This is a genomic window from Shewanella zhuhaiensis (genome assembly GCF_022484835.1).
Taxonomy (GTDB): domain Bacteria; phylum Pseudomonadota; class Gammaproteobacteria; order Enterobacterales; family Shewanellaceae; genus Shewanella; species Shewanella khirikhana.
Genome location: NZ_JAKUDL010000004.1, coordinates 56,227 through 75,648 on the forward strand (window position 1 = coordinate 56,227; position 19,422 = coordinate 75,648).

The following is a 19,422-nucleotide window of genomic DNA, read 5'->3' on the forward strand; positions in this document are numbered from 1 at the left end:
GTTTAAAAAGTCATCAAGCTGGCTTAAAGTGTCGTTATTGACATATTTAAGGTTAATAGTGACATGGTCGGTAACCACATCCATTTGGCGATCCTCGTGCCAGAACAGCCCGTCATGAGCAGTGTTACCGCGCTGGTGGACCTGTTCCGCCATGCCAACACTTACATAGAGCAGATGGGTCTAACCGGGCTGCCCCGGTTTGAGGTATCGCTATATTCTGCGGCCGGTGGTTGGGTGGCACAGGATGGCATGGCGGTGCAGACGCTGGCGGTGACGGCCTTGCCTGCCGTAGGGGATGACTCCGACGCCCAGGGCCAGCTGCCCGATGCCGTGATAGTGACGGCGCCGCTGATCCTCGATGGACAGGGACTGCACCGAAACCTCGATGCCTTTGCGGTATTTGTGCCCTGGCTGGAGGACATGGCTGCCCGCAAGGTGGTGATAGGCTCGGCCTGTGCAGGCAGTTTGCTGCTGGCAGGCGTTGGCCTGCTTAATGGCCACAGAGCCACCACCGCCTGGTGGTTGGCAGCACTGTTTGGCAAGCACTTTCCTGCGGTGCAGCTGACCCTGGATGGGCTGATTGTGGAGGACGGCCAGTTTATTACCGCTGGCGCCTCTACCGCGAGTTACAGCCTGGGGCTGGCGATACTGGCGCGGCTGGTGGATGCGCGGTTTGCATCGGCCATGGCCAAGCTATTTCTTATTGACCCCAACCGCGCCTCCCAGCGGGTGTTTATGGATCAGGCGCCGCAGCTCCAGTTGCATCCAGACCCGGAAGTCGCACGGATCCAGCGGTGGATTGCCGACAATCTGGAGGCGCCCATTGGACTCGATACCCTCGCAGACCGGTTTGCCATGGGTAAACGTACCCTGATCCGCCGCTTCAAGGCGGCACTGCACGAAACCCCGGTGAGTTACATTCAAAAGCTGCGAATCGATCGTGCCAAACAGTTGCTGGAAGGCACCGAACTGGGGCTCGAGGCCATAGTGCCGCAGCTGGGGTATGAGGATGTCAGCTCGTTTCGAAAACTCTTTGTGCAGCACACCAGCCTGACACCCAAGGCCTATCGCGAGCGCTTCCGCTCCCGCCACGGCTGTTGCCCGGCGTCTCCCTGAAGTAGAAATCTCACCTACACTGGCTAAAGTGACGCTTTTTTTACGCCAATGTGGAACTTTGGTTGCAGCTTGATGGCCAAAGTGAGGTAACGCGTTTGATTGAGGATTTGCCTGTGCACCGCACCCATTTCGACACCCGCTCCAAAGACTGGTGGCTGAGCCATTTTTTCCTGCCGTTGGGGCTGGGGTTGCTGCTGCTGAGTTTGCTCACCTGGCTTGAGACCGATTTATGGCTGTCGGGGTGGCTGTTTAAGCTGGAAGGTGGCGTGAGCAGTTGGCCGCTGCGGTATTGGTGGCTTACCGAAAACGTGCTGCACACCGGCGGACGCGACATGGTGGTATTGGCCTCGGCGGTCTTGATTGGTTTGCTGATAGCCAGCCTGGTGCATCCCCGCTTCAAGCCTTATCGGCGTGGCTTTTTGTATCTGTTGGCGTCGGTAGCGACCAGCGTGGTGTTGGTGCGGGTAGGTAAGAGCATTACCCAGGTGAATTGCCCCTGGGATCTGCAGATATTTGGCGGCCAGTTTCCCTACGCGCCTTTTCCATTCAGCATGCAGGGGGAAGGCTTTGGCGGCCAGTGCTTCCCCGGCGGCCATTCCAGCGGCGGATTTGCCTGGATTGCCCTGTATTACTTCGCGGCGCAGTATTTCCCCAGCCGCAGAAAAGTCTTGCTGGCCAGCGTGCTTGCCATTGGTGTGATATTTGGTGTGACTCAGGAGCTGCGCGGGGCGCACTTCCTCACCCACGACATTGCCAGCCTGACGTTGGCCTGGCTGGTGGCCACCCTGATGTATGCTCTCTTTTGGCGCCGCGCTGCTGTGAGAACTGCACCAGTGCAAACGCTGGAAGCTAAGGCGCCGCAAAGCTCAGCGTTGTAAACACTTGAACTCAGCCTGGCGCATTCGGTAAGCGATTTATACAAAGCGCAGCAGCCACAGGCCAAAATACACGGCCACCAAGGCATATAACCAGCGACGTCGCTGCCGATATTGCCGCAACTTAGGGTCGTCATTGGTTGCCAGTTCGCCGTTTTTGAGCATGGCGCGGATATAATCGCTGCGAACCGGCGTACCGGGCTGGCGGTTATAACTGTAGGCCTGGTGCCAGATATGGGGGTATTGGCTTTGGATGTGTTTGTATAAGTCGCGCTGCAGCTTCATTTCAATGCCCCCAGCTGCAATCACCAGATACATGGCAAAATCTTCAATCGCCATCCTTGCTCCTGCTGTTCGGTCCTGTTTCCAACATCCGGAAATTCCTCATTCTCCACAGATTTGGAGAATTATCATACTGCCATTGTTGGGTGCTTTCCCCTAGTATCTTCATCATGTGAGGAATTCAGGGAAAGGTCATGGCCAGTAAACGCTCTGTAAACAAAACAAGCCTGGGCAAAGGCCGACCCAGCGGCGACAGCGATGCCCGCGTCAGGTTGATTGATGCGGCGCGGGAAGCCTTTATTGCCCTTGGTTATCAGGGGGTGTCGACCCGGGAAATTGCCCGCCGCGCCGGGGTGGATGCCGCCATGATCCGCTACTACTTCGGCGGCAAGCCCGGGCTGTTTGAGCATATGGTGCGCGAAACCCTCTCCCCGGTGCTTGAGCGTTTCAAAGCCTTGTCGCAGCAGGGCGCCCCTCAGGATTTGGCAGCGCTGATGCAAACCTATTACAGCGCTATCGGTGCCCACCCCGGTCTGCCAAAACTTATCTTCAGCACCCTGCACGAAGGGCCACAAAGTGAGTCGTTTCGCCTGCTGATGCTGGTGTTTGGCGACGTACTTAAGCTGTCGCACCGCTGGCTGATGCAATCCCTGGTGGCCACAGGGGCACTCAGGCCCGATATCGACCCGCAACTGGCGCGTTTGAGCCTTGTCAGCCTGATGGTCTTTCCCATGATAGCGCCACCGGCGCTGTTTCGGTCGCTGGGGCTGGAGCAGTCACCTCAAGGGCTGCAACAGCTGGTATCCCACCATATCAAGGTGCTGAGTCAGGGCATTCTGGTCGCCCCGACTCACACTCAAACTCAAAGCGGAGATGCTCAATGAAATCCCCATTATTTTCTGCACTTGCACTCCTGATGCTGTTTGGTCTTGGCGGCTGCAACGACAACGCCGATGTGATTTACGGCACCGTGGAGCGCGACCGACTCACCCTTACCGCCCCGGCGTCAGAGCTGATAGCCAACATCCATGTGAAAGAAGGGGATGAGGTCAAGGCAGGCACTCTGCTGCTGGAGCTCGACAGCCGCGGCGCCGAGGCCCAGGTGGCGCTGGCCAAAGCCAATCTTGCCGGGGCCGATGCCCGCCTCAGCGAACTCACCAAGGGCGCCCGCGATGAAGAGCTGGCGCAGGCCAAGGCCAGTGTCGATGGCGCCAATGCCAGTGTGACCGAAGCTGAGGCACAGTTTCAGCGCACCCGCAAACTGGTGCGGGAGAAGGTATTGACCCAGGCCGATATGGACAAGGCTATTGCCGCCCGGGACCGGGCACTGGCGGAGCAAAAACGCGCCTCGGAAGTCCTGAAAGAGCTGATTGCCGGTACCCGCAGCGAACAGTTGCTGCAGGCCGAGGCCACCGTGGAGGCCGCCCGGGCGCAGTTGGCATTGGCCGAAAAGCAGCTTGGCGACCTGAAACTCTACGCCGCCCGCGACGCCGTGGTGGAACTCTTGCCCTGGCGCGAGGGCGACAGGGTGACTCAGGGCAGCCAACTGGTTGGCCTGTTGGCCCTGGATAAGCCTTACGTGCGAGCCTATCTGCCTGCCCCTGCCCTCAGCGATTTGCTTCCCGGCGCTGAGGTTGGGGTGCGGGTGGATAACCCGGGCGATGCAAATTCGGGGATGGTTATTGAAGCAAAGGTGCGCCGGATTCGCGCCGAACCCGCCTTTACCCCCTTTTATGCCTTAAACGAGCGTGACCGGGCGCGGCTGATGTACCTCACCGATATCGACCTGCCCCAAGGCAGCTCCCTGGCCACCGGCCTTGCGGTAGAAGTGGTCATTGGTGGGAGCCGCAACCATGACTGAGCTTGCCATCGAAACCCGCGGCATGAGCAAGCGCTTTGGTGAGCTTGCTGCCGTCGACGGGGTGGATTTAGCCATTCCCAAAGGCAGTATTTACGGCTTTCTTGGCCCCAACGGCTGCGGCAAGTCCACCTCGATTCGGATGCTGACCGGCCTTTTGCGGCCGAGCGCCGGCGATATCCGGGTGCTGGGTGAAACCCTGCCCGGTGCCGAGGAGCGCCTGCGCTCGCGCATCGGCTACATGACTCAGAAATTTTCCCTCTACGAGAACCTGACCGTGCTGGAGAATCTGCGCTTTGTGGCGCGCATTTATGGACTTAAGGGTAAAGGTGCCAACGCGCGCATCGATGAGCTGCTCAGTCTGTACGCCCTCAGCGGCCGTGAAGGGCAAATGGCGGGCTCCATGAGCGGTGGCCAAAAGCAGCGCCTGGCGCTGGCTGCGGCCACTATTCATGAGCCAGAGCTTTTGTTTCTCGACGAACCCACCTCGGCAGTTGACCCGGAAAATCGCCGCGAGTTCTGGGAGCGGCTGTTCGACCTCTGCGCTCAGGGCTGCACCATTCTGGTGTCGACCCACTACATGGACGAGGCCGAGCGCTGCCATGGTCTGGCAATTCTCGAGCGCGGCATCAAGCGTGCCGATGGTTCGCCCAAGGCGCTGATGCAGGCCATGGGTGCCCGGGTGGTGGAAGTGGGCGGCGATGAGCTGCGTGCGCTTAAGCAGCGGCTTATCGTCAGGGAAGAAGTGTTGTCGGCGGCGCAGATTGGCAGTCGGCTGCGGGTGCTGGTCAGTAGCAGCGTCAGCGACCCTATCGGCTGGCTCGGGGCCGAAACCGGCAATCGCCCCATGGATGAGGTGCGTCCGAGCCTTGAAGATGTGTTTGTTACCTGCACCGGCGAGCGGGCGGGAGGTCAGCATGTGGCTTAGAGTCTTTGCCATTTTAATCAAGGAGCTGCGTCAGCTTTCCCGCGACAGAATGACCTTCGGCATGATAGTGATGATCCCGCTGGTGCAGCTGATACTGTTTGGCTATGCCATTAACACCGACGCCCGTCATCTGCCTGCCGGTTTGCTGGATTTAAGCGCCACCTCTGAATCCCGCGCCATGGTGCAGGCGGTGAGCGCGACCCAGGTGGTGGATTTTGTGGCTGTTTATCACTCGGTGCCCGAAGCCGAGGCGGCCATTACCGCTGGCAAGGTTAAAGCCGTGCTGGTGCTGCCCGCCGACTTTGGCGAGCGTCTGGCACGTCATCCCCAAAGTCAGCGCGAGCTTCACGCCAGTGGCAGCTATTTCGCCGCCCCCGTGGGCCAGTGGCTGGTGGATGGCTCGGATACCGTGGTGGCCAGCGCCATCCGCTCGCTGCGCTCAATGCCGCTTGCCGAAGTGCTCGGCAGGCCGGTGATCGACACTGTGCCAAGCCTCGAGGTGGTCAATTACTTTAACCCCGAGCAGCGCACCGTGGTGAACATAGTGCCGGGGCTCCTGGGGGTGATTTTAACCATGACCATGGTGCTTTTTACCTCGGCCGCCATAGTGCGCGAGCGCGAGCAGGGCAATATGGAGTTTTTAATCACCACTCCGGTGCGGCCGCTGGAGCTGATGCTGGGTAAAATTCTGCCCTATGTGCTGGTGGGCTTTATTCAGGTGGGCATTATCCTTGGCGCCGGTCATCTTATCTTTAAGGTGCCGGTGCGCGGCGGGCTCGACTCGTTGGCACTGGCCGCGATGCTGTTCATTCTGGCAAGCCTCACTCTGGGGCTGGTTATTTCCACCATTGCCCGCACCCAGTTGCAGGCGATGCAGATGACGGTATTTATCCTGCTGCCATCGATTTTGCTGTCAGGCTTTATGTTCCCTTACGAGGCCATGCCAATTCCGGCGCAGTGGATTGCCGAGGCACTGCCCGCCACCCACTTTATGCGGATGTCGCGGGCGATTATTTTGCGGGATGCCGAGGTGATGCAGCTTGGCTTCGATGCCCTGTGGCTGATTGGGTTTTCGGTGGTGGGCATTATTATCGCCACGCTCAAATTCAGTAAGCGCTTGGATTGACCTTTGGCATCAACGGCGACAGCAACGCCATTCGCGGGTAAACTGCCTGAGTCTATTGAAAATATTAGGGTAATGGCATGGGCAGATTACTTTGGCTCGGGGTGTTTTTGGCGGTGTTTATCTGGTCGGCGATTGGCCCCTTCGACCGCTTCACCTGGTTTTTGGAAGTGGTGCCGGCGCTTATCGGTTTTGCCATCTTGGCAGCCACTGAGCGACGTTTCCCGCTGACGCTGCTGGTGTATGTGCTTATCCTGATTCACTGCGTCATTCTGATGGTGGGCGGCCACTATACCTATGCCGAGGTGCCGCTGTTTGACTGGCTGAAAGAGCCCATGGGCTGGGAGCGCAACAACTACGATAAGCTCGGCCACTTCGCCCAGGGCTTTATTCCGGCGATGATTGCCCGTGAGTTGGTGCTGCGTTTAGGCGTGATGAAAAAGGGCCATTGGTGCAACTTCTTCGTGGTGTGTTTCTGTTTGGCGCTGAGCGCCTTTTACGAGCTGATTGAGTGGTGGGTAGCGATTGCTACCGGCGAGGGCGCCGAGGCGTTTTTGGGCACCCAAGGTTATGTGTGGGATACCCAGTCCGACATGGGTTTTGCCCTGCTGGGTGCAATAGTGGCACTGCTTAGTTTGAGCCGCTGGCACGACCGCCAACTGGCGAGGCTGGCCGCCAAGGCATAGTTGTCTCTGGCCTGAAAAAAACCGCCGCAAGGCGGTTTTTTATTAGCGTCTTTATCGCTGCTTTTATTGGTACTACAGCTGGTTGCGGGAGCCTGGTTCTTGGTCGCTGTCATCGTCATCACCCCCGTCCGGGGTGGCCTTGTTCTTGCGCTGCTCCTGCTTGGCTTCATCCAGTTGTTTGAAGGACTCGGTGGGAATGGGGAACAAGGAAATCAGCGGGAAAAACGCCATAAACAGATAGGCGCCCTTGGGCATATTGCGGGCCCAGCGGTAAAGCCGCCACATCAGCCAGGGCAATACTGCCAGCATCAATACAACAAAGCCAATCAGCGGCCAATGCGCCATTAGGGCTCCTTTTGTGTGATTCATTCCATTGTTTAGAACATAGACATGGAGGCGAGTGGCCGGATTTCAAGCGTTGGCTGTCCGCCTGTCCGGCCGGACAGCAGAAAGTGTCCGCGGGCAGGGTTCGGACAAGTTGTAAAAGTGTCCGCTTTACGCTGATTTTTAATAAAGTCTATTTAAAACATGGTGTTGAAACTTTGGCACAAGAGTTGATTTAGTCATGGTGTCCCACAGTGAAGGACAACCAAATCAACCAAGGAGCAACACCATGAACACAGTAAGCCGTAACGCCAAAGCCCTGTTCGCCGCCATCAGCCTGATCCTGACCGCCCCTGTGGCCCTGGCAGACCAACAACTGCTGGAAGACATCGACAAAAGTATCAGCCAGATGCGTCAGCAAAATCTGACTGAAATCCAAAGCGATATTCGCCTGGAGCACAGCCGTGAGCTGGCATTTGATGGCAATGATGTAGAAGTGAACTACCCCACAGTGGAAACTGTGAACACGCTGCTGCAACAGTCTGCCGTTGTGTTTGAGCTGACCGCGAGGGATTGAGTGTGGTGAAAGTGGATACTGCCGCCGGTGCTGTGACAGCCTTATTTAGCCCGGCGGTGACCGTCCTTCATTCAAAGCAAATCGAGTAGGGCCGTGTCAGCAGTTGTCTGATATCGGCGATTGAAAACACCCTCGCCAGGTCGCCAAAACTGTCCCCCTGGAAATACACCCGGATACCGGGCAGTGCAAATACCCCCAGCTGTGCACAAAGCGCCTCTCCACCGGCCTGGCAGTCGACATACGCAAGCTGCATGGCAGGGAAATTCCGTCTCAAGCAACTGGGCGATTCTGGGCTTGAGCGCCTGACATACACCGCAATCCTTCCCGCCAATCAACAGCAACAGTCCCTGATGTTGTTTGAGTGTGTCTGCCAGTTGCTGCGGCGTTTCCAGAGTAAGCATGCCAATGTCCTGAAAATTGGGGCGATAGCGCATTTTGCCACAGTTTTCCTGCGCTGGCTGTGGGATGCAAATTGACACTTTTGGCTGCCTGTATCCCTGCGTAGTTGGCGCTACACTGAAAGGCTGACAACGCTTGGTTTTCCCATAGGAGATGCCTGATGAAAAGCACACTTAAATCCATCGCTGTGGTGAGTTTGAGCTTCTTGCTGCTGGCCTGTTCAAGTAATCGCCTCAGCCGCGATGAGTGGGAACTGAAGGTAAATGAGTCCATCAGCCAGTGGCAGCTGCAGAGCGTGAAAAGGGTAACCACTTTCCGACTCGACAGTTGGGCCAGCTTGGGGGAGAAACACCTGATCCTGCGCACCAGCCCGAGCAAGCCGTATTTGGTTGAGCTGGATGCCCGCTGCCCACAGTTGGATTTTGCCAGAGCCTTGATGCTGGATCAGACCATGTCTACCAGCCTGGATGCTGGTTTTGATTCTGTGTTTACTGCGCAGGAGCCGCATATCAAGTGTCGAATTAACACCATCTACCCACTTACCAAAGAGCAGGATAAGGCGCTGCTGGCATTGGATAAGGCGCCCGAGGAAGACAAGGCTCAGTAGTTGGGGTTAGCAGCTGACCTGTCGGCAACAGTTTTTTCCTGCACCCTTGGCCAGATACAGCGCCGAGTCGGCGCAGGAACACAACACGCTTTCCTGCACCATTGAAGACTTGGGGTCCAGGCTGGCGATGCCCATGCTTGCGGTGAGCTGTACCTCGTTATATGCGGTTGGAGTGTGATTTCAGGTTCAGAACCATTGCACAGTATCTTCCATCAAGCGGCGGGTCTTGGGGTGCTTGGGTGAATCCAATCGGTAGCCAAATGCCGCCATCACGGCAGGCTGATACTTCTCGGTGTCGATTCCAAATTCAGTTTGCAGCACCCGCTCTGCTTGCTTAAGTTCAAACCCCTCTATTGGACAGGAGTCTATCCCCAGCAGAGCTGCACTGGTCATCATATTGCCCAGGGCAATGTAGGCCTGTTTGGCTGACCAGTCGGTGATTTGGCGTCTGCCTTCAATGCCAAAATCGTGCTGCTGAAACTTTTGAAACGCCTCATTGATAAAGCCAATGACTTCATCAGGTAACTGCTTGGTGTGTTTCATAAACTGTTGCTGATACTCGCTGTTGTGGGTCATGGTTTTATCGGTGTGAGCGAGAAAAATCACGAAGTGGCTGGCGGTGCCAAGCTGGCCCTCAGTACCATTGAAGGCGCCATTGGCCCCCCAGCTGAAGTCGTTCAGCAGCGCTCTTTTTTCCGGTGATTGCACGACCAATAGCTGCCACGGTTCAAACCCGAATGAGCTGGGTGACATACGGGCGGCCTCCAGCAGGGTATTGAAGAGTTGTTCGGGTATTTTGCGCTTTTTATCGAATACCTTGGTGGCATGCCTGAAAGCAAATGCCTCGAGCAGTGCGTCCTGGATCTGTGGTGTGGTGGTTGTCATTACAAATTCTCCAAAAGGTGTTTATGGACAGGCCCCGGTTCAGCTGGACGCTGCCATCAATTCAAGAAGTTCGAGTAATTGCTGTTGCTGTTTCGGTTGGTAGGCTTCAGGGTGGGCACGGCCAAACTCGCCAATGTCGTTGTCAAAATAGCTGCCGTTGGCAGTGGCAAACACAGTGCCTACGGCCGCGGATACCAACAAGGTTACAGCTGGCCCGGTGTCGTTGCCGCTGATGCCAAATCCCTGCTGCACCATCTTGGTAGCAAGCAGTGAGCCTGGGTTAATGGCAATAAACTGAATGTCTGCAGGCTGTGACTTTTGTGTTGCTGTGTTCGCCATGGCCATGGCCATGGTCCAGGTGGTCAGTGCCAGCTTGCTCTGGGCATAGGCATCCATCGGGCTGTGGCATTGTTGCAAGCCATGCAGAGCAGCCAAATTAACCGGAGTCTGAGCTGCAGAACAGAGGTTAATCACCCGGCCGCCGCTAAGGTTGTTCATCAATGCTCTGGTAAGGATGTAAGGCGCGATAGTATTCACCCTGAAGCGAATATCGATTGTGTGCTTATCCGTCTGAGGCGCTTTGTAAACACCAGCGTTATTGATAAGAGCATCGATTTGCGGGTAGCTTGCACTCAGTGTTGTGGCCATGGAGCGTACAGCCTGTAAATCGCTAAAGTCAGCGACGCAGGTTTCCACCCGGGTGTGGGCGGCCAACTCATCCGCCAAAGCTGCCACCTTATACGGATCCCGACCGTGGACGATAAGATGATGTCCGGCGCCTGCCAGCTGTCTGGCGGTGGCCAGTCCCAGTCCATCTGTGGCTCCTGTGATCAAAAGCGTCTTCATCTGCCGGGCTCCTTTTCGGTTGATTCTTGCCTGGTACTCAGGCCAGTTCGTCTTTGGCTTCAATCAGGTAGTGATTACTGATGGAGCCTGCCGTTCGCGCAGCCAGATGCGGTGCGTATTCGGGATCATTCATAAAGTCCAGCGCGGCCTGACGTGATGGCCACTGGATGACAATCCGCAGTGCAGGCGCTTCTCCCTCGCCTTCCAGCCGCTCATGACTGGAGGTTCTGGCCAGATACTGGCCGCCGTATTTGGCGACCAGACGGTTCGCCGGGCCAATATACTCGGGGATCCAGCTGTCGGTAGTTGGGGTCACATCCAAAACAGAAAAATAACTCATGATATTGATTCCTCTCTTGTCTCAGCGCTGAAACCCACCCAGGGGTTTAAGCCATAAAGGGGCTAATGCGATGTGGCGGGCACGCAGGTCGTCAGGCAAATTACCCAGATGTACCATCCGCGTTGGTTCTGCGGCAGCAATCCAGCGCTCGGCGAAATTGTCCCAATTACTCACGTGAATATGTGCCGAATTGACGTCGGCAAAGCGCTCGTACACCAGTACATCTCCATCCTCTGACAGGTAATACTGATAGTTGAGAGTGCCTTGCTCTTCGCGGGTTTTGGCCACTATCTCAGCCATGATGTCAGTAAATTCCTGTTGCTTGCCGGGCTTCAGTTTGGCTTCAACAATCCAACCAATATTGTCAAACATGCTCGTTCCCCCCAGGGATATGTCGGTGATGTTTGAAGCGTACAGAATCTCAGATATATTTATAATTGGCCTGATTGAAGAATCACTTTATAGATTTGGTTGATAATGAATCCGGAACATCTCAAATTATTCGTTCGTGTAGCCAGCAGGCAGAACATAAGTCAAGCCGGTGAAGAGTTGGGTTTGTCCCCAGCTGTGGCCAGTGCACACCTGACCCGGCTTGAACAGGATCTTGGGATCCGCTTGTTGCATCGTACCACCCGCCATGTGTCGCTGACCGAAGAGGGGCGACTGTTTTTGCCCCACGCAGAAGATGTGCTGGCAACCATGGAGGCGGCTAAAGCAGCGGTGGGCGTTGGCCATTCCGCTCCAAGTGGTCAGCTGCGACTGACTGCCTCGGCCTCTTTCGGGCGCCAGCATTTGGGGCCCGTGATAGTCGCCTTTATGAAGACTTATCCACAGATCAGTGTCGATTTTTGTCTGTCGGATACGATAGTGGACCTGGTGGAGGGGGGCTTTGATGTGGCGGTGCGCAATGCGCCGCTTAAAGACTCCACTCTCATTGCCCGCAGGCTTGCGCGGGATAAGCGTATCCTGTGTGCGGCTCCAGCTTATCTTGAGGCCCGGGGCGTGCCACAAACACCAAACGATTTGCAGCACCATGATGTAATTAACTTAAGAGGAAGGGACAGCTGGCGCTTTACTACTCCCTCCGGCATAGTGCAGGTGAAAACCCATGGACGCCTCAAAACCGACAATGGCGAAGCCATGCGGGACGCCTGTGTGGCGGGATTGGGATTGACGATTAATTCAACCTGGAATGTATACCATCAATTGATGAGCGGTGAGTTGGTGGAGGTGTTGGCCGATTATCCATTGGCATCGGAGGCTGGTATTTGGGCGCTGTATCCTTCATCGCGGCAACTGTCGCCCAAGGTGCGGGTATTTATCGACTTTCTGACAGATTGGTTTGGTGAAACGCCCTATTGGGACAAGGTTCTGGAAGAATAGAAATACAGCCACCATCCATAAAAAAAGCGCCGCGGTGCGGCGCTTTCCCAGGTGCCAAAGCCTTGGACTCTAGTGGATATCAATCCGTTGGCAGCGTTGTTTTTTCTGCTCTGTCTTTGGCAGCAGCAGATATAGCATACCGTTGTCGAATCGGGCGTTAATGGCAGTTTCGTCAACATTATCAGGCAACTGGAAGCGGCGGGTAAATTGCCCATGGAACCGCTCGTTCAGGTGCTGCTTCTCGTCGGTGTGCTCGTACCTGCGTTCACCGGACAGAACCAGATAGCCATCCTCTATGGCCAGCTCAATATCGTCTTTGTGGATCTCCGGCAGTTCGACTTTCAGCTGATAGCTCTCGGCGTTTTCACTGATGTCGGTCGCAGGTAACCAGTTGCGTTGGCCTGTTAGCATAGGGCCAGACCAATGCAGCATGGGCTCAAACCGGCGCAGCATGTCGTCAAAAGCTTCAGCAGGATTCCAAGGACGCAGTTTCATACTCTCCTCCTTACAGGCGTCACTCCTGGCTCGCTTTAACGAAAGGGAGCGTGTGTCTCCCTCTACTCACTATGGTGTCTGTTGCTGATTTTTCAAGCGCTTTGGCGGCCATTTTCAGATGTAGACTGTTACGAAAAATTGCCAATTTAAGGCATTGAAAATCAGCTGTTTTTATCGTCCTTCGCAGTCAACTTCAGGCTGGCAAGGCGAGCAATGATCAGCGGAATACCCAATGCCAGACCATTGACCCAGCTTTCCATGGCAACACCCATGCTGAAACCTATGGCAAGGCCTGGCCCTACCGCACTGAAAATGCGGCATATCTTGGCTTTCATGTTGATGTTCTCCGCCCTGGGGCTAATGCAGAGGTGTCGGCCGACCGGACACTTGGGGTGTCGGACGGCCTTGGCAGCGTGGCCTCAGAGGCGGGTGATTTGTTGCTTCAGCTCATAGCCGGGTTCTGTGACTATGGCTTCCAGGGCGGCGATGCGGGCCTTAAGCTCGGCATTTTCGCGCATCAGGCTGTCATCTTCGCCACTTTTGCGGGGGCGGCTCTTAAAGTAGCTGATAGCCACCTGGGCGGCGAAAGCAGCAATCATGATCAGGGTAACGGCAGTCAGTTTGTCCATTTTGATGCTCCTTTGGGGCGATGACAGCGCCCCGTGCTGATCCACAGTTGTTCAGTTAGAGACCGAAAACCACTTTCTCGCTTTTCAGTGAGCGTTCCATAAAGAGTGCCAGTCCCAGAGCGATGACCAGGGTGGCGCCCGAGGTTGCCAGCAGCTGTATCAACGGCAGTTCCTTGCCTTTGACGACTTCCATCAGCGCCTGTTGCTGGCCTGCCAGCGGAACCCAGGCCATGATGTCCGGCGCAATCTGATAAGTGCTGGCCATCACCAGCATCAGCGGCACAAACAGCACCATGGTGAGATACGACTGGGCTTCCTTGAAGGTCTTGGCCATAAAGGACACCGCCAACTCCAGGCTTGCCGCCAGCAGGGCAATGGGCAGGGCAACCAGTAACATCAGCAGCATAAAGCTGGGGTCGAGGTTGATGGCAAAGCCCAATTCCTGCCAGGGCACCAGGCCGTAGGCCAGCTTGGAGACGATAAGGATCAGCACTACCCCGAGCATGGCGAAGCTGGTGACCGCGAGGATTTTCGACCACACCAGCTCACGGGTGCTGATGGGGTGACTCAGTAGCAGCGCCAGGCTGTTACGCTCACGCTCACCGGCACTGGTGTCGATGGCGAGGTTCATGCCGGAGATAAATACCGCGTAAATCATGGTGAAAATCGCCAGTCCGAGGATCATGCCGCCCTTGGAGTCGGCGGTGGCCTCATCCTGCACTTCCACCTTCAGCGGCTGAACCACCCTTGGGTCGATACCCCGGGCAATCAGGCGCAAACTGCCCATCTCGGCGCTGTAATATCTCAGCTGCGCTTCCAGTCGGCGAATCGATTTTTGCAGTTTGTCGTCCGAGTTATCGGCCACCAGGGTGACCAGTGCGCCTTCACCGCGGGCCATCTGGGCCGGGTATTCCTCGCTGACGATAAGGCGGATTTTCTTGGCCTTGGTGTCATCATCGCTGTGGCTGATACCCTTGCTTTCGAGGTAATGCACCAGGTCTTTGGCTTTGTCGGCATTGTCGATTTTGATAAACAAATCATCCGGGCTCGACAGTTGATTGATTAGCACCATAAACAGACCGCACATGATCAGTGGGGTGCCAATGGCGTAATAGAGGCCTGCCATTACAGAACGCTTGTCACGGGCGGCATCCAGCAGCTCCTTGCGCAGCATCGTCAGTATCCGTTTCATGCGGCAATCCCCTCGTCGGTTCCAATCAGTTGAATAAAGGCTTCTTCCAGTGAATCGTGGCCGGTTTGGGCGCACAGCTCGGCGGGGCTGCCCACGGCAACCACCTGACCGCGGGCCATGACTATCACTCTGTCACAGAGGGCAGCCACTTCCTGCATCACGTGGCTGGAGAACAGCACGCAGTGACCCTGGGCGCGCAGATCCTTGAGCATGTCACGCAGCACCCGGGTACTCATTACATCCAGCCCGCGGGTAGGTTCATCGAGGATGATATTGCGTGGCTGGTGCACTATGGCCTGCGCCAACGCGGTTTTCATCCGTTGCCCCTGGGAAAAGCCCTTGCAGCGGCGGTCGGCAATCTCATCCATTTTCAGCTGGGTCAGCACCCTGGCAGTGGCCTCTTTGGCGGCGGCGCCATTCATGCCGGACAGTTCGGCAAAAAAGCGGATGTATTCCCTCGGTGTCAGCCGCTCATAAAGGCCGAATGGGTCAGGGAACAGCCCCAGTGCCTGTTTGGCGGCAATGGGATTATCGGCCACGTTAATGCCGTCGATTTCGGCAAAGCCCTGGTCGGGCTTGAGCAAACCAAACACGGTGCGAAGACAGGTGGTTTTACCGGCGCCATTGGGGCCAAGCAGGCCGGTGATTTCGCCATCGCGGGCTTCAAAGCTTAGGTTGCTGAGCGCCTGCACCTGACCAATCTTTTTATGTAATCCATTGACTTTAATCATGATGTTCTCCGTTACTCTCCGGCCTTATCCTGCGCCTTGTCGTCTGCGGTTGGCAGGGGCTCTACCGTGCTGGCATTCAGGTAGAAGCCACGGCGAATGTCTTTGTTGATGCACTCAGTATCCAGCGCCGCTACCGAGCCCTCGGTAACAAACTCAGACACTATGCCTGCTACGCAGGACTCGCGGGCAATACCGTGTCCTGAGTAAGGCGCCACCAGGTGCAGCGAGTTGCTCAGGTGCTCTTTTGCCAGTTCGGCCCAACTGGGTGGGGTGGCAGGGTCAAGCTGACCGGAAAGCAGCAGTACCGGTTTATCGCTGCTGACGCCCTCGGCAAAGTCGGCTGGCACGGCTGGCACCTGCCACAGGGCGCAGGCCTTGCTCAGGCCCCTGTACATTTCGCTGCCGTAATAGCTGGCGTCGATATTGGCTTTCATGTCGGCATCGATGCGATGCATGTCTTCGCCGCATACCACTGAATTGTGCATGCCGGCGGCCAGATCCAGGCTGCCGACGGTCATGCCATACAATCCCAGCACAGTTTGATAGTTTTCATTGGCGGCCTGATGAATGGCGTAAGGCAGCAGCGCGCGGGTGGTGGGGGAATACAGCGCCAGACGCACCACGGCGGCAAATTTGCTGCGGGTCAGCAAAAAGCTTTGCAGTTCGCCGGTGAGCGGGTGTTGCACCCGGGTTTCGAAAGGCGCCTGGGCCAGACGCTCATGTACGGTTGCCAGCTCTTGTTTCAGATTGGGAAACTGCTGCTGACACGCTGGGGTATTGCCGCAGTCTTCCAGCATCAGCTCCACAGCGCGGTCGATGGCTTCGCCGATGGCCAATACGCTTCGCTGCATGGGCACAACGCCGTCCAATACTGTGGTGGCCACGCTTTGCGGATAATGCTTGAGGTACAGCTGCGCCATGCGACTGCCGTAGGACACACCGTAAACGTGCAGTTTTTGGTAACCCAGCGCCTGACGCACGGCTTCAAAGTCGCCAAGGGCTGTGAGGCTGCCGTATTGGGTGATGTCGGATGTCAGGCTGTCGAGACACTCTTGCGCATCGACAGCTATATCTACGCTTTCATCGTTATAGGCCAGCACATCGATGTTGCCTTGCTCGCAGTTCAGCAGATTGGAGCGGCCAGTGCCGCGCTGGTCAATCAGCAGAATGTCGCGGGTTTGGCGAACCTTGTGGAACATGCGCTCGAAGCCGTCGGCATTATCGATTGCCGACTGACCAGGGCCACCGGCAATGGCCAGAAAGGCTTCGCTTGGGAAGCTCGGCTTGATGGCCGGCAGCACGGCGTAGTGCACTTCAATCTGCTTGCCATCGGGTTTGGCCGGATTTTCCGGTACTGTAACAAAGCCACAGCGCACCCGGTCGGAAATCCCGCTCAGGTAACAACTATTGGGGGCGCCATCCAGTTCGTTGTCCAACACATGGGTGTCGACGGCGTAGCTGTTTGCCACCACATGGGGCAGCGCGGTAATGGCCAGCAAGGTGGCGCAGGCAAGCCGGGACAGCTTGAGCACACCTTGACGAAAATTCCTTGCTTTCATAAGACCTTTTTCCTTTTTGAAATCCGGACCGAGTGTGTTAGTTTATAGTGTATCGGTGTATCAATGTATTAATACAGTGATTCAAGGCTAATGTTAGAACTTCTTCATGTCAACCCCTCCAGCGGCGATCCTATTTATCGTCAGCTGCACGAGCAGATAGTCAGGCTCATCGTCTCTGGCCAATTGGCCGAAGAGGATGTGCTGCCGTCTGTGCGCCAGATTGCTGAAACTCTGGCGGTGAACCCGATGACGGTCTCCCGCGCCATTCAGCAACTGGTGGATCAGGGCTATCTTGAGCGTCGTCGCGGTCAGGCAACCCGGGTTGCTGCCCGAGGCGGCGCGCAGCCCACCTCAAGCGCCGAGCTGCTTGGCCCCAAACTCAAAGAAATCATCAATGAGGCGCGGCAGCTGGGTATGACACACCAAGAACTTGAAACCCTGCTTAAAGACATGTGGCAATGAGGCCCTGACGACCATGGATATGATGAAAGAAGGACCCTTATTAGAGGTTCGCGGACTGAAAAAGCGCTTTGACACCAAATTGGCGCTGGATGGCATCGACCTGACCCTGGAACCCGGCATGGTGATGGGACTGCTGGGGGAAAACGGCGCAGGTAAGTCCACCCTGATGCGCGCCATCCTGGGGTTGGTGGCCGCCGATGAGGGCGACGTGCTCACCCTGGGTGTGCCTGCCTCTCAGCTGGGCGCAAATCAAAAGGCCCGTATCGGCTATGTGCCCCAGCAGCATTTTGGCTACGAAGGCTTCAGTGTTGAGCGCGCGCTGGCACTGCATGCCAGCTTCTACCCTGAGTGGGACAAGCAACTGGAGCAAAACTGGCTCAGTCGCTTTGGTCTGGATATCCATGCCCAGGTAAACCGTTTGAGTGTGGGACAACGCCAGTCGCTTGCCATCATCATGGCCATGGCCTATCGCCCCAGCTTACTGATCCTCGATGAGCCTGTGGCGAGCCTCGATCCCTCTGCCCGCCGCCGTTTTATGGGCGACCTGTTTGAGCTGGCGTTGGAGTCGGGCTCAGCGGTGCTGTTCTCATCCCATATCACCTCAGATCTGGAGCGGGTTGCCAGCCATGTGGCGCTGCTGAAAGATGGCAAGTTGTTGATTTGCGGCGAGCTGGACAGTGTCCGAGAATCGATTCGTTTACTTACCTTAGAGCGCGATGCTCAACTGCCGCCGCAGCTTAAAGTGCTCGGGAAAAATGGCAATCGTGTGGTGGTGGATGGCTATGCCGAACAGGCCATTAGCGGACTTATCAAGGCTGAAAAACTGAATTTGGAACAGTTGTTTATGGAGCTGCATCCATGAATGCACTGAGGGGATTCTGGCCCCTGTGGTGCCGCGATATCGGCAGCGCCAGCTTTATCGGCATGGCGGTGATCTTTGTGTTGGTCTTTGTGCCAATCGCCTTGTTGCTCAAGCGTCCCGAAGAGGCCGGATTTATGCTGGCCTTTTCCATGATAGGTCTGAGCACCGCCATTGCCTGGCAACGTAATCGGCTGCATGCGGCCGAGTGGGCCTTGGTTAACCCGGGTTTTGTCGCACTGGTACGGGGGCATGCCAGATTCCTGCTCGGTGCAGCCATTGGGGTTACACTGTTGGCCTGGCTGTTGCTGGACGTGCCACTGGGTTATGGCGGTTTGGCACTCTTACTTGGGGCGCTGTTCGTCAGATTGTGCATGTACCGCCCCGGCAGCTTCTATCTGTCGATGATTGCGTTTTTCTCACTTATTCTGATTGAGCCTCTGTTGGGCACAGTGCCAGTGCTGAATATTGTCTCATTACCGCTGGCACTGCTGGTTTGGCTGTGGCTCGATCGCCGTCTCTGGGGCAGTGTTTGGCAAAAAGATGCCGTGAGTATTTATTGCAATGGCATGACCACTGGTGGCTTTTTTCTACCAAGCTGGCGCTGGCTCAGCTTTACCCGGAGTGTGGATGCCAGGCTGTTTCCCTTGAGCTACTTTGGTGGTCCCGCCATCAATGCGGCCTTGGTGTTAATGCCAGTGTTGGTGCTCTTGGTGAGTTTACTACTGAAGCTTAAAGGCAGTGAGATAAGTTTTATTCATCTGTGGGTGCAGTTTACCGTAATGATGAGTGCCATGATCCACTGGACCCGAGCCATGCGCTGGCGCTCAACTGACCCGCTGTTGATGCTGCCTGTCTTTGCCGGTTGGCAGGATTTCTGTCAGCACTTTTATCGGGCGCAGCTGAGGTTTTTGTGGCTAACTGGCCTGTCGATAACGCTCAGCAGTTTTATCAGCGTAACCCTGTTTGATTTGCCTCTGTGGATTTGGCCTCTTGCCGTGCTGGCAACCCTTTGGGGATCGGCTTTAAGCCTGGCATTTGGGGTGTTCTGCAAGACAAGTTTGCACACCACGGCACTGATGTTGCTGATGATTTTCCCTTTGGTGACCGTGGATGTGGCGGTGCGCCTGAGCGAAAAAGGCTCACAAGACCCGCTGCAGTGGCTCGCCATTAATGGGGTTCTGGTGCCCGTGGCGCTGCTGCTGATGTACATCACCCGAGGCCGTTTGCCCCGCAACTGACGGGGCTTTGCCGCGGATGCTTGCC

26 protein-coding genes are annotated in these 19,422 nt (G+C 56.3%); 13 read left to right on the plus strand and 13 right to left on the minus strand.

Annotated features, from left to right (window positions below; translation table 11 throughout):
- The first annotated feature begins 114 nt into the window (after nucleotides 1-114).
- Nucleotides 115-1,116, plus strand: a complete 1,002-nt coding sequence (locus MJ923_RS12165) for a GlxA family transcriptional regulator (RefSeq protein ID WP_240591330.1) — start codon at nucleotides 115-117, stop codon at nucleotides 1,114-1,116.
- 95 nt (nucleotides 1,117-1,211) lie between these two features.
- Nucleotides 1,212-1,994, plus strand: coding sequence for a phosphatase PAP2 family protein (locus MJ923_RS12170; RefSeq protein ID WP_240591331.1), 783 nt, complete (start codon nucleotides 1,212-1,214; stop codon nucleotides 1,992-1,994).
- Between the two features lie 36 nt (nucleotides 1,995-2,030).
- Here MJ923_RS12170 and MJ923_RS12175 read toward each other — a convergent pair whose 3' ends face one another.
- Nucleotides 2,031-2,330 (minus strand): hypothetical protein, encoded by a 300-nt coding sequence (locus tag MJ923_RS12175; protein ID WP_240591332.1) that lies wholly within the window; start codon nucleotides 2,328-2,330, stop codon nucleotides 2,031-2,033.
- A 137-nt stretch (nucleotides 2,331-2,467) separates the two neighbouring features.
- Here MJ923_RS12175 and MJ923_RS12180 point away from each other — a divergent pair, with 137 nt between their 5' ends.
- From MJ923_RS12180 to MJ923_RS12200, 5 genes are all read left to right on the plus strand, one after another.
- On the plus strand, nucleotides 2,468-3,157 hold the full coding sequence (locus tag MJ923_RS12180) for a TetR/AcrR family transcriptional regulator (protein WP_240591333.1): 690 nt from the start codon (nucleotides 2,468-2,470) through the stop codon (nucleotides 3,155-3,157).
- Nucleotides 3,154-4,134 carry an HlyD family secretion protein gene (locus tag MJ923_RS12185; RefSeq protein ID WP_240591334.1) on the plus strand — a complete coding sequence of 327 codons (981 nt, stop codon included), beginning with the start codon at nucleotides 3,154-3,156 and terminating at the stop codon, nucleotides 4,132-4,134. The genes MJ923_RS12180 and MJ923_RS12185 overlap by 4 nt, the downstream gene beginning before the upstream one ends.
- A complete protein-coding gene (locus MJ923_RS12190) occupies nucleotides 4,127-5,059 on the plus strand; it encodes an ABC transporter ATP-binding protein (protein ID WP_240591335.1) in 933 nt (310 codons plus the stop codon). Before MJ923_RS12185 ends, MJ923_RS12190 begins: the two co-directional genes overlap by 8 nt.
- Nucleotides 5,049-6,185 carry an ABC transporter permease gene (locus MJ923_RS12195; protein ID WP_240591336.1) on the plus strand — a complete coding sequence of 379 codons (1,137 nt, stop codon included), beginning with the start codon at nucleotides 5,049-5,051 and terminating at the stop codon, nucleotides 6,183-6,185. Before MJ923_RS12190 ends, MJ923_RS12195 begins: the two co-directional genes overlap by 11 nt.
- Before the next feature lie 77 nt (nucleotides 6,186-6,262).
- Entirely contained in the window at nucleotides 6,263-6,868 is a 606-nt protein-coding gene (locus tag MJ923_RS12200; RefSeq protein WP_240591337.1) for a DUF2238 domain-containing protein, read from the plus strand.
- Between the two features lie 72 nt (nucleotides 6,869-6,940).
- On the opposite strand, the gene MJ923_RS12205 is transcribed toward MJ923_RS12200, so the two are convergent.
- On the minus strand, nucleotides 6,941-7,213 hold the full coding sequence (locus tag MJ923_RS12205) for a hypothetical protein (protein WP_240591338.1): 273 nt from the start codon (nucleotides 7,211-7,213) through the stop codon (nucleotides 6,941-6,943).
- A 268-nt stretch (nucleotides 7,214-7,481) separates the two neighbouring features.
- Here MJ923_RS12205 and MJ923_RS12210 point away from each other — a divergent pair, with 268 nt between their 5' ends.
- Nucleotides 7,482-7,769, plus strand: coding sequence for a hypothetical protein (locus tag MJ923_RS12210; protein ID WP_126168775.1), 288 nt, complete (start codon nucleotides 7,482-7,484; stop codon nucleotides 7,767-7,769).
- A 67-nt stretch (nucleotides 7,770-7,836) separates the two neighbouring features.
- Here MJ923_RS12210 and MJ923_RS12215 read toward each other — a convergent pair whose 3' ends face one another.
- Nucleotides 7,837-8,022, minus strand: a complete 186-nt coding sequence (locus MJ923_RS12215) for a thioredoxin domain-containing protein (protein ID WP_240591339.1) — start codon at nucleotides 8,020-8,022, stop codon at nucleotides 7,837-7,839.
- A 306-nt stretch (nucleotides 8,023-8,328) separates the two neighbouring features.
- On the opposite strand from MJ923_RS12215, the gene MJ923_RS12220 reads away from it, so the two are divergent.
- Nucleotides 8,329-8,775, plus strand: a complete 447-nt coding sequence (locus tag MJ923_RS12220; protein WP_240591340.1) for a DUF6491 family protein — start codon at nucleotides 8,329-8,331, stop codon at nucleotides 8,773-8,775.
- Nucleotides 8,776-8,961: 186 nt separating this feature from the next.
- Here the strand turns inward: MJ923_RS12220 and MJ923_RS12225 are convergent, their stop codons facing one another.
- The 4 genes from MJ923_RS12225 to MJ923_RS12240 are packed head-to-tail and all read right to left on the minus strand — an operon-like array spanning nucleotide 8,962 to nucleotide 11,218.
- Nucleotides 8,962-9,660 (minus strand): NAD(P)H-dependent oxidoreductase, encoded by a 699-nt coding sequence (locus MJ923_RS12225; RefSeq protein ID WP_240591341.1) that lies wholly within the window; start codon nucleotides 9,658-9,660, stop codon nucleotides 8,962-8,964.
- Nucleotides 9,661-9,699: 39 nt separating this feature from the next.
- Nucleotides 9,700-10,506, minus strand: coding sequence for an SDR family NAD(P)-dependent oxidoreductase (locus tag MJ923_RS12230; RefSeq protein WP_240591342.1), 807 nt, complete (start codon nucleotides 10,504-10,506; stop codon nucleotides 9,700-9,702).
- Between the two features lie 37 nt (nucleotides 10,507-10,543).
- Nucleotides 10,544-10,846: a DUF1330 domain-containing protein gene (locus tag MJ923_RS12235; RefSeq protein ID WP_240591343.1), complete on the minus strand. Its 303-nt coding sequence runs from the start codon at nucleotides 10,844-10,846 to the stop codon at nucleotides 10,544-10,546.
- A gap of 21 nt (nucleotides 10,847-10,867) precedes the next feature.
- Nucleotides 10,868-11,218, minus strand: coding sequence for a putative quinol monooxygenase (locus MJ923_RS12240; RefSeq protein ID WP_240591344.1), 351 nt, complete (start codon nucleotides 11,216-11,218; stop codon nucleotides 10,868-10,870).
- Between the two features lie 105 nt (nucleotides 11,219-11,323).
- Between MJ923_RS12240 and MJ923_RS12245 the strand changes: the two genes are divergently transcribed.
- Nucleotides 11,324-12,229 carry a LysR family transcriptional regulator gene (locus MJ923_RS12245; protein ID WP_240591345.1) on the plus strand — a complete coding sequence of 302 codons (906 nt, stop codon included), beginning with the start codon at nucleotides 11,324-11,326 and terminating at the stop codon, nucleotides 12,227-12,229.
- A gap of 69 nt (nucleotides 12,230-12,298) precedes the next feature.
- Here MJ923_RS12245 and MJ923_RS12250 read toward each other — a convergent pair whose 3' ends face one another.
- From MJ923_RS12250 to MJ923_RS12275, 6 genes are all read right to left on the minus strand, one after another.
- Nucleotides 12,299-12,724, minus strand: a complete 426-nt coding sequence (locus MJ923_RS12250; protein WP_240591346.1) for an Hsp20/alpha crystallin family protein — start codon at nucleotides 12,722-12,724, stop codon at nucleotides 12,299-12,301.
- Between the two features lie 161 nt (nucleotides 12,725-12,885).
- The gene (locus tag MJ923_RS12255) at nucleotides 12,886-13,059 is read right to left on the minus strand and encodes a hypothetical protein (RefSeq protein WP_164551247.1); all 174 of its coding nucleotides are present in this window, start codon (nucleotides 13,057-13,059) and stop codon (nucleotides 12,886-12,888) included.
- Nucleotides 13,060-13,143: 84 nt separating this feature from the next.
- The gene (locus MJ923_RS12260) at nucleotides 13,144-13,353 is read right to left on the minus strand and encodes a hypothetical protein (RefSeq protein ID WP_240591347.1); all 210 of its coding nucleotides are present in this window, start codon (nucleotides 13,351-13,353) and stop codon (nucleotides 13,144-13,146) included.
- A 55-nt stretch (nucleotides 13,354-13,408) separates the two neighbouring features.
- On the minus strand, nucleotides 13,409-14,545 hold the full coding sequence (locus MJ923_RS12265; protein ID WP_126168769.1) for an ABC transporter permease: 1,137 nt from the start codon (nucleotides 14,543-14,545) through the stop codon (nucleotides 13,409-13,411).
- Nucleotides 14,542-15,276 carry an ABC transporter ATP-binding protein gene (locus MJ923_RS12270; protein WP_126168768.1) on the minus strand — a complete coding sequence of 245 codons (735 nt, stop codon included), beginning with the start codon at nucleotides 15,274-15,276 and terminating at the stop codon, nucleotides 14,542-14,544. The genes MJ923_RS12265 and MJ923_RS12270 overlap by 4 nt, the downstream gene beginning before the upstream one ends.
- Nucleotides 15,277-15,287: 11 nt before the next feature.
- Nucleotides 15,288-16,835, minus strand: coding sequence for an alpha/beta hydrolase (locus tag MJ923_RS12275; protein WP_240591348.1), 1,548 nt, complete (start codon nucleotides 16,833-16,835; stop codon nucleotides 15,288-15,290).
- 90 nt (nucleotides 16,836-16,925) lie between these two features.
- Between MJ923_RS12275 and MJ923_RS12280 the strand changes: the two genes are divergently transcribed.
- From MJ923_RS12280 to MJ923_RS12290, 3 genes are read left to right on the plus strand one after another with little or no spacing between them, the layout of a single operon-like run.
- Nucleotides 16,926-17,297 carry a GntR family transcriptional regulator gene (locus MJ923_RS12280; RefSeq protein WP_240591349.1) on the plus strand — a complete coding sequence of 124 codons (372 nt, stop codon included), beginning with the start codon at nucleotides 16,926-16,928 and terminating at the stop codon, nucleotides 17,295-17,297.
- Nucleotides 17,298-17,316: 19 nt separating this feature from the next.
- Nucleotides 17,317-18,159: an ABC transporter ATP-binding protein gene (locus tag MJ923_RS12285; protein WP_240591350.1), complete on the plus strand. Its 843-nt coding sequence runs from the start codon at nucleotides 17,317-17,319 to the stop codon at nucleotides 18,157-18,159.
- A complete protein-coding gene (locus MJ923_RS12290) occupies nucleotides 18,156-19,397 on the plus strand; it encodes a hypothetical protein (protein ID WP_240591351.1) in 1,242 nt (413 codons plus the stop codon). Before MJ923_RS12285 ends, MJ923_RS12290 begins: the two co-directional genes overlap by 4 nt.
- Nucleotides 19,398-19,422: the final 25 nt, after the last annotated feature.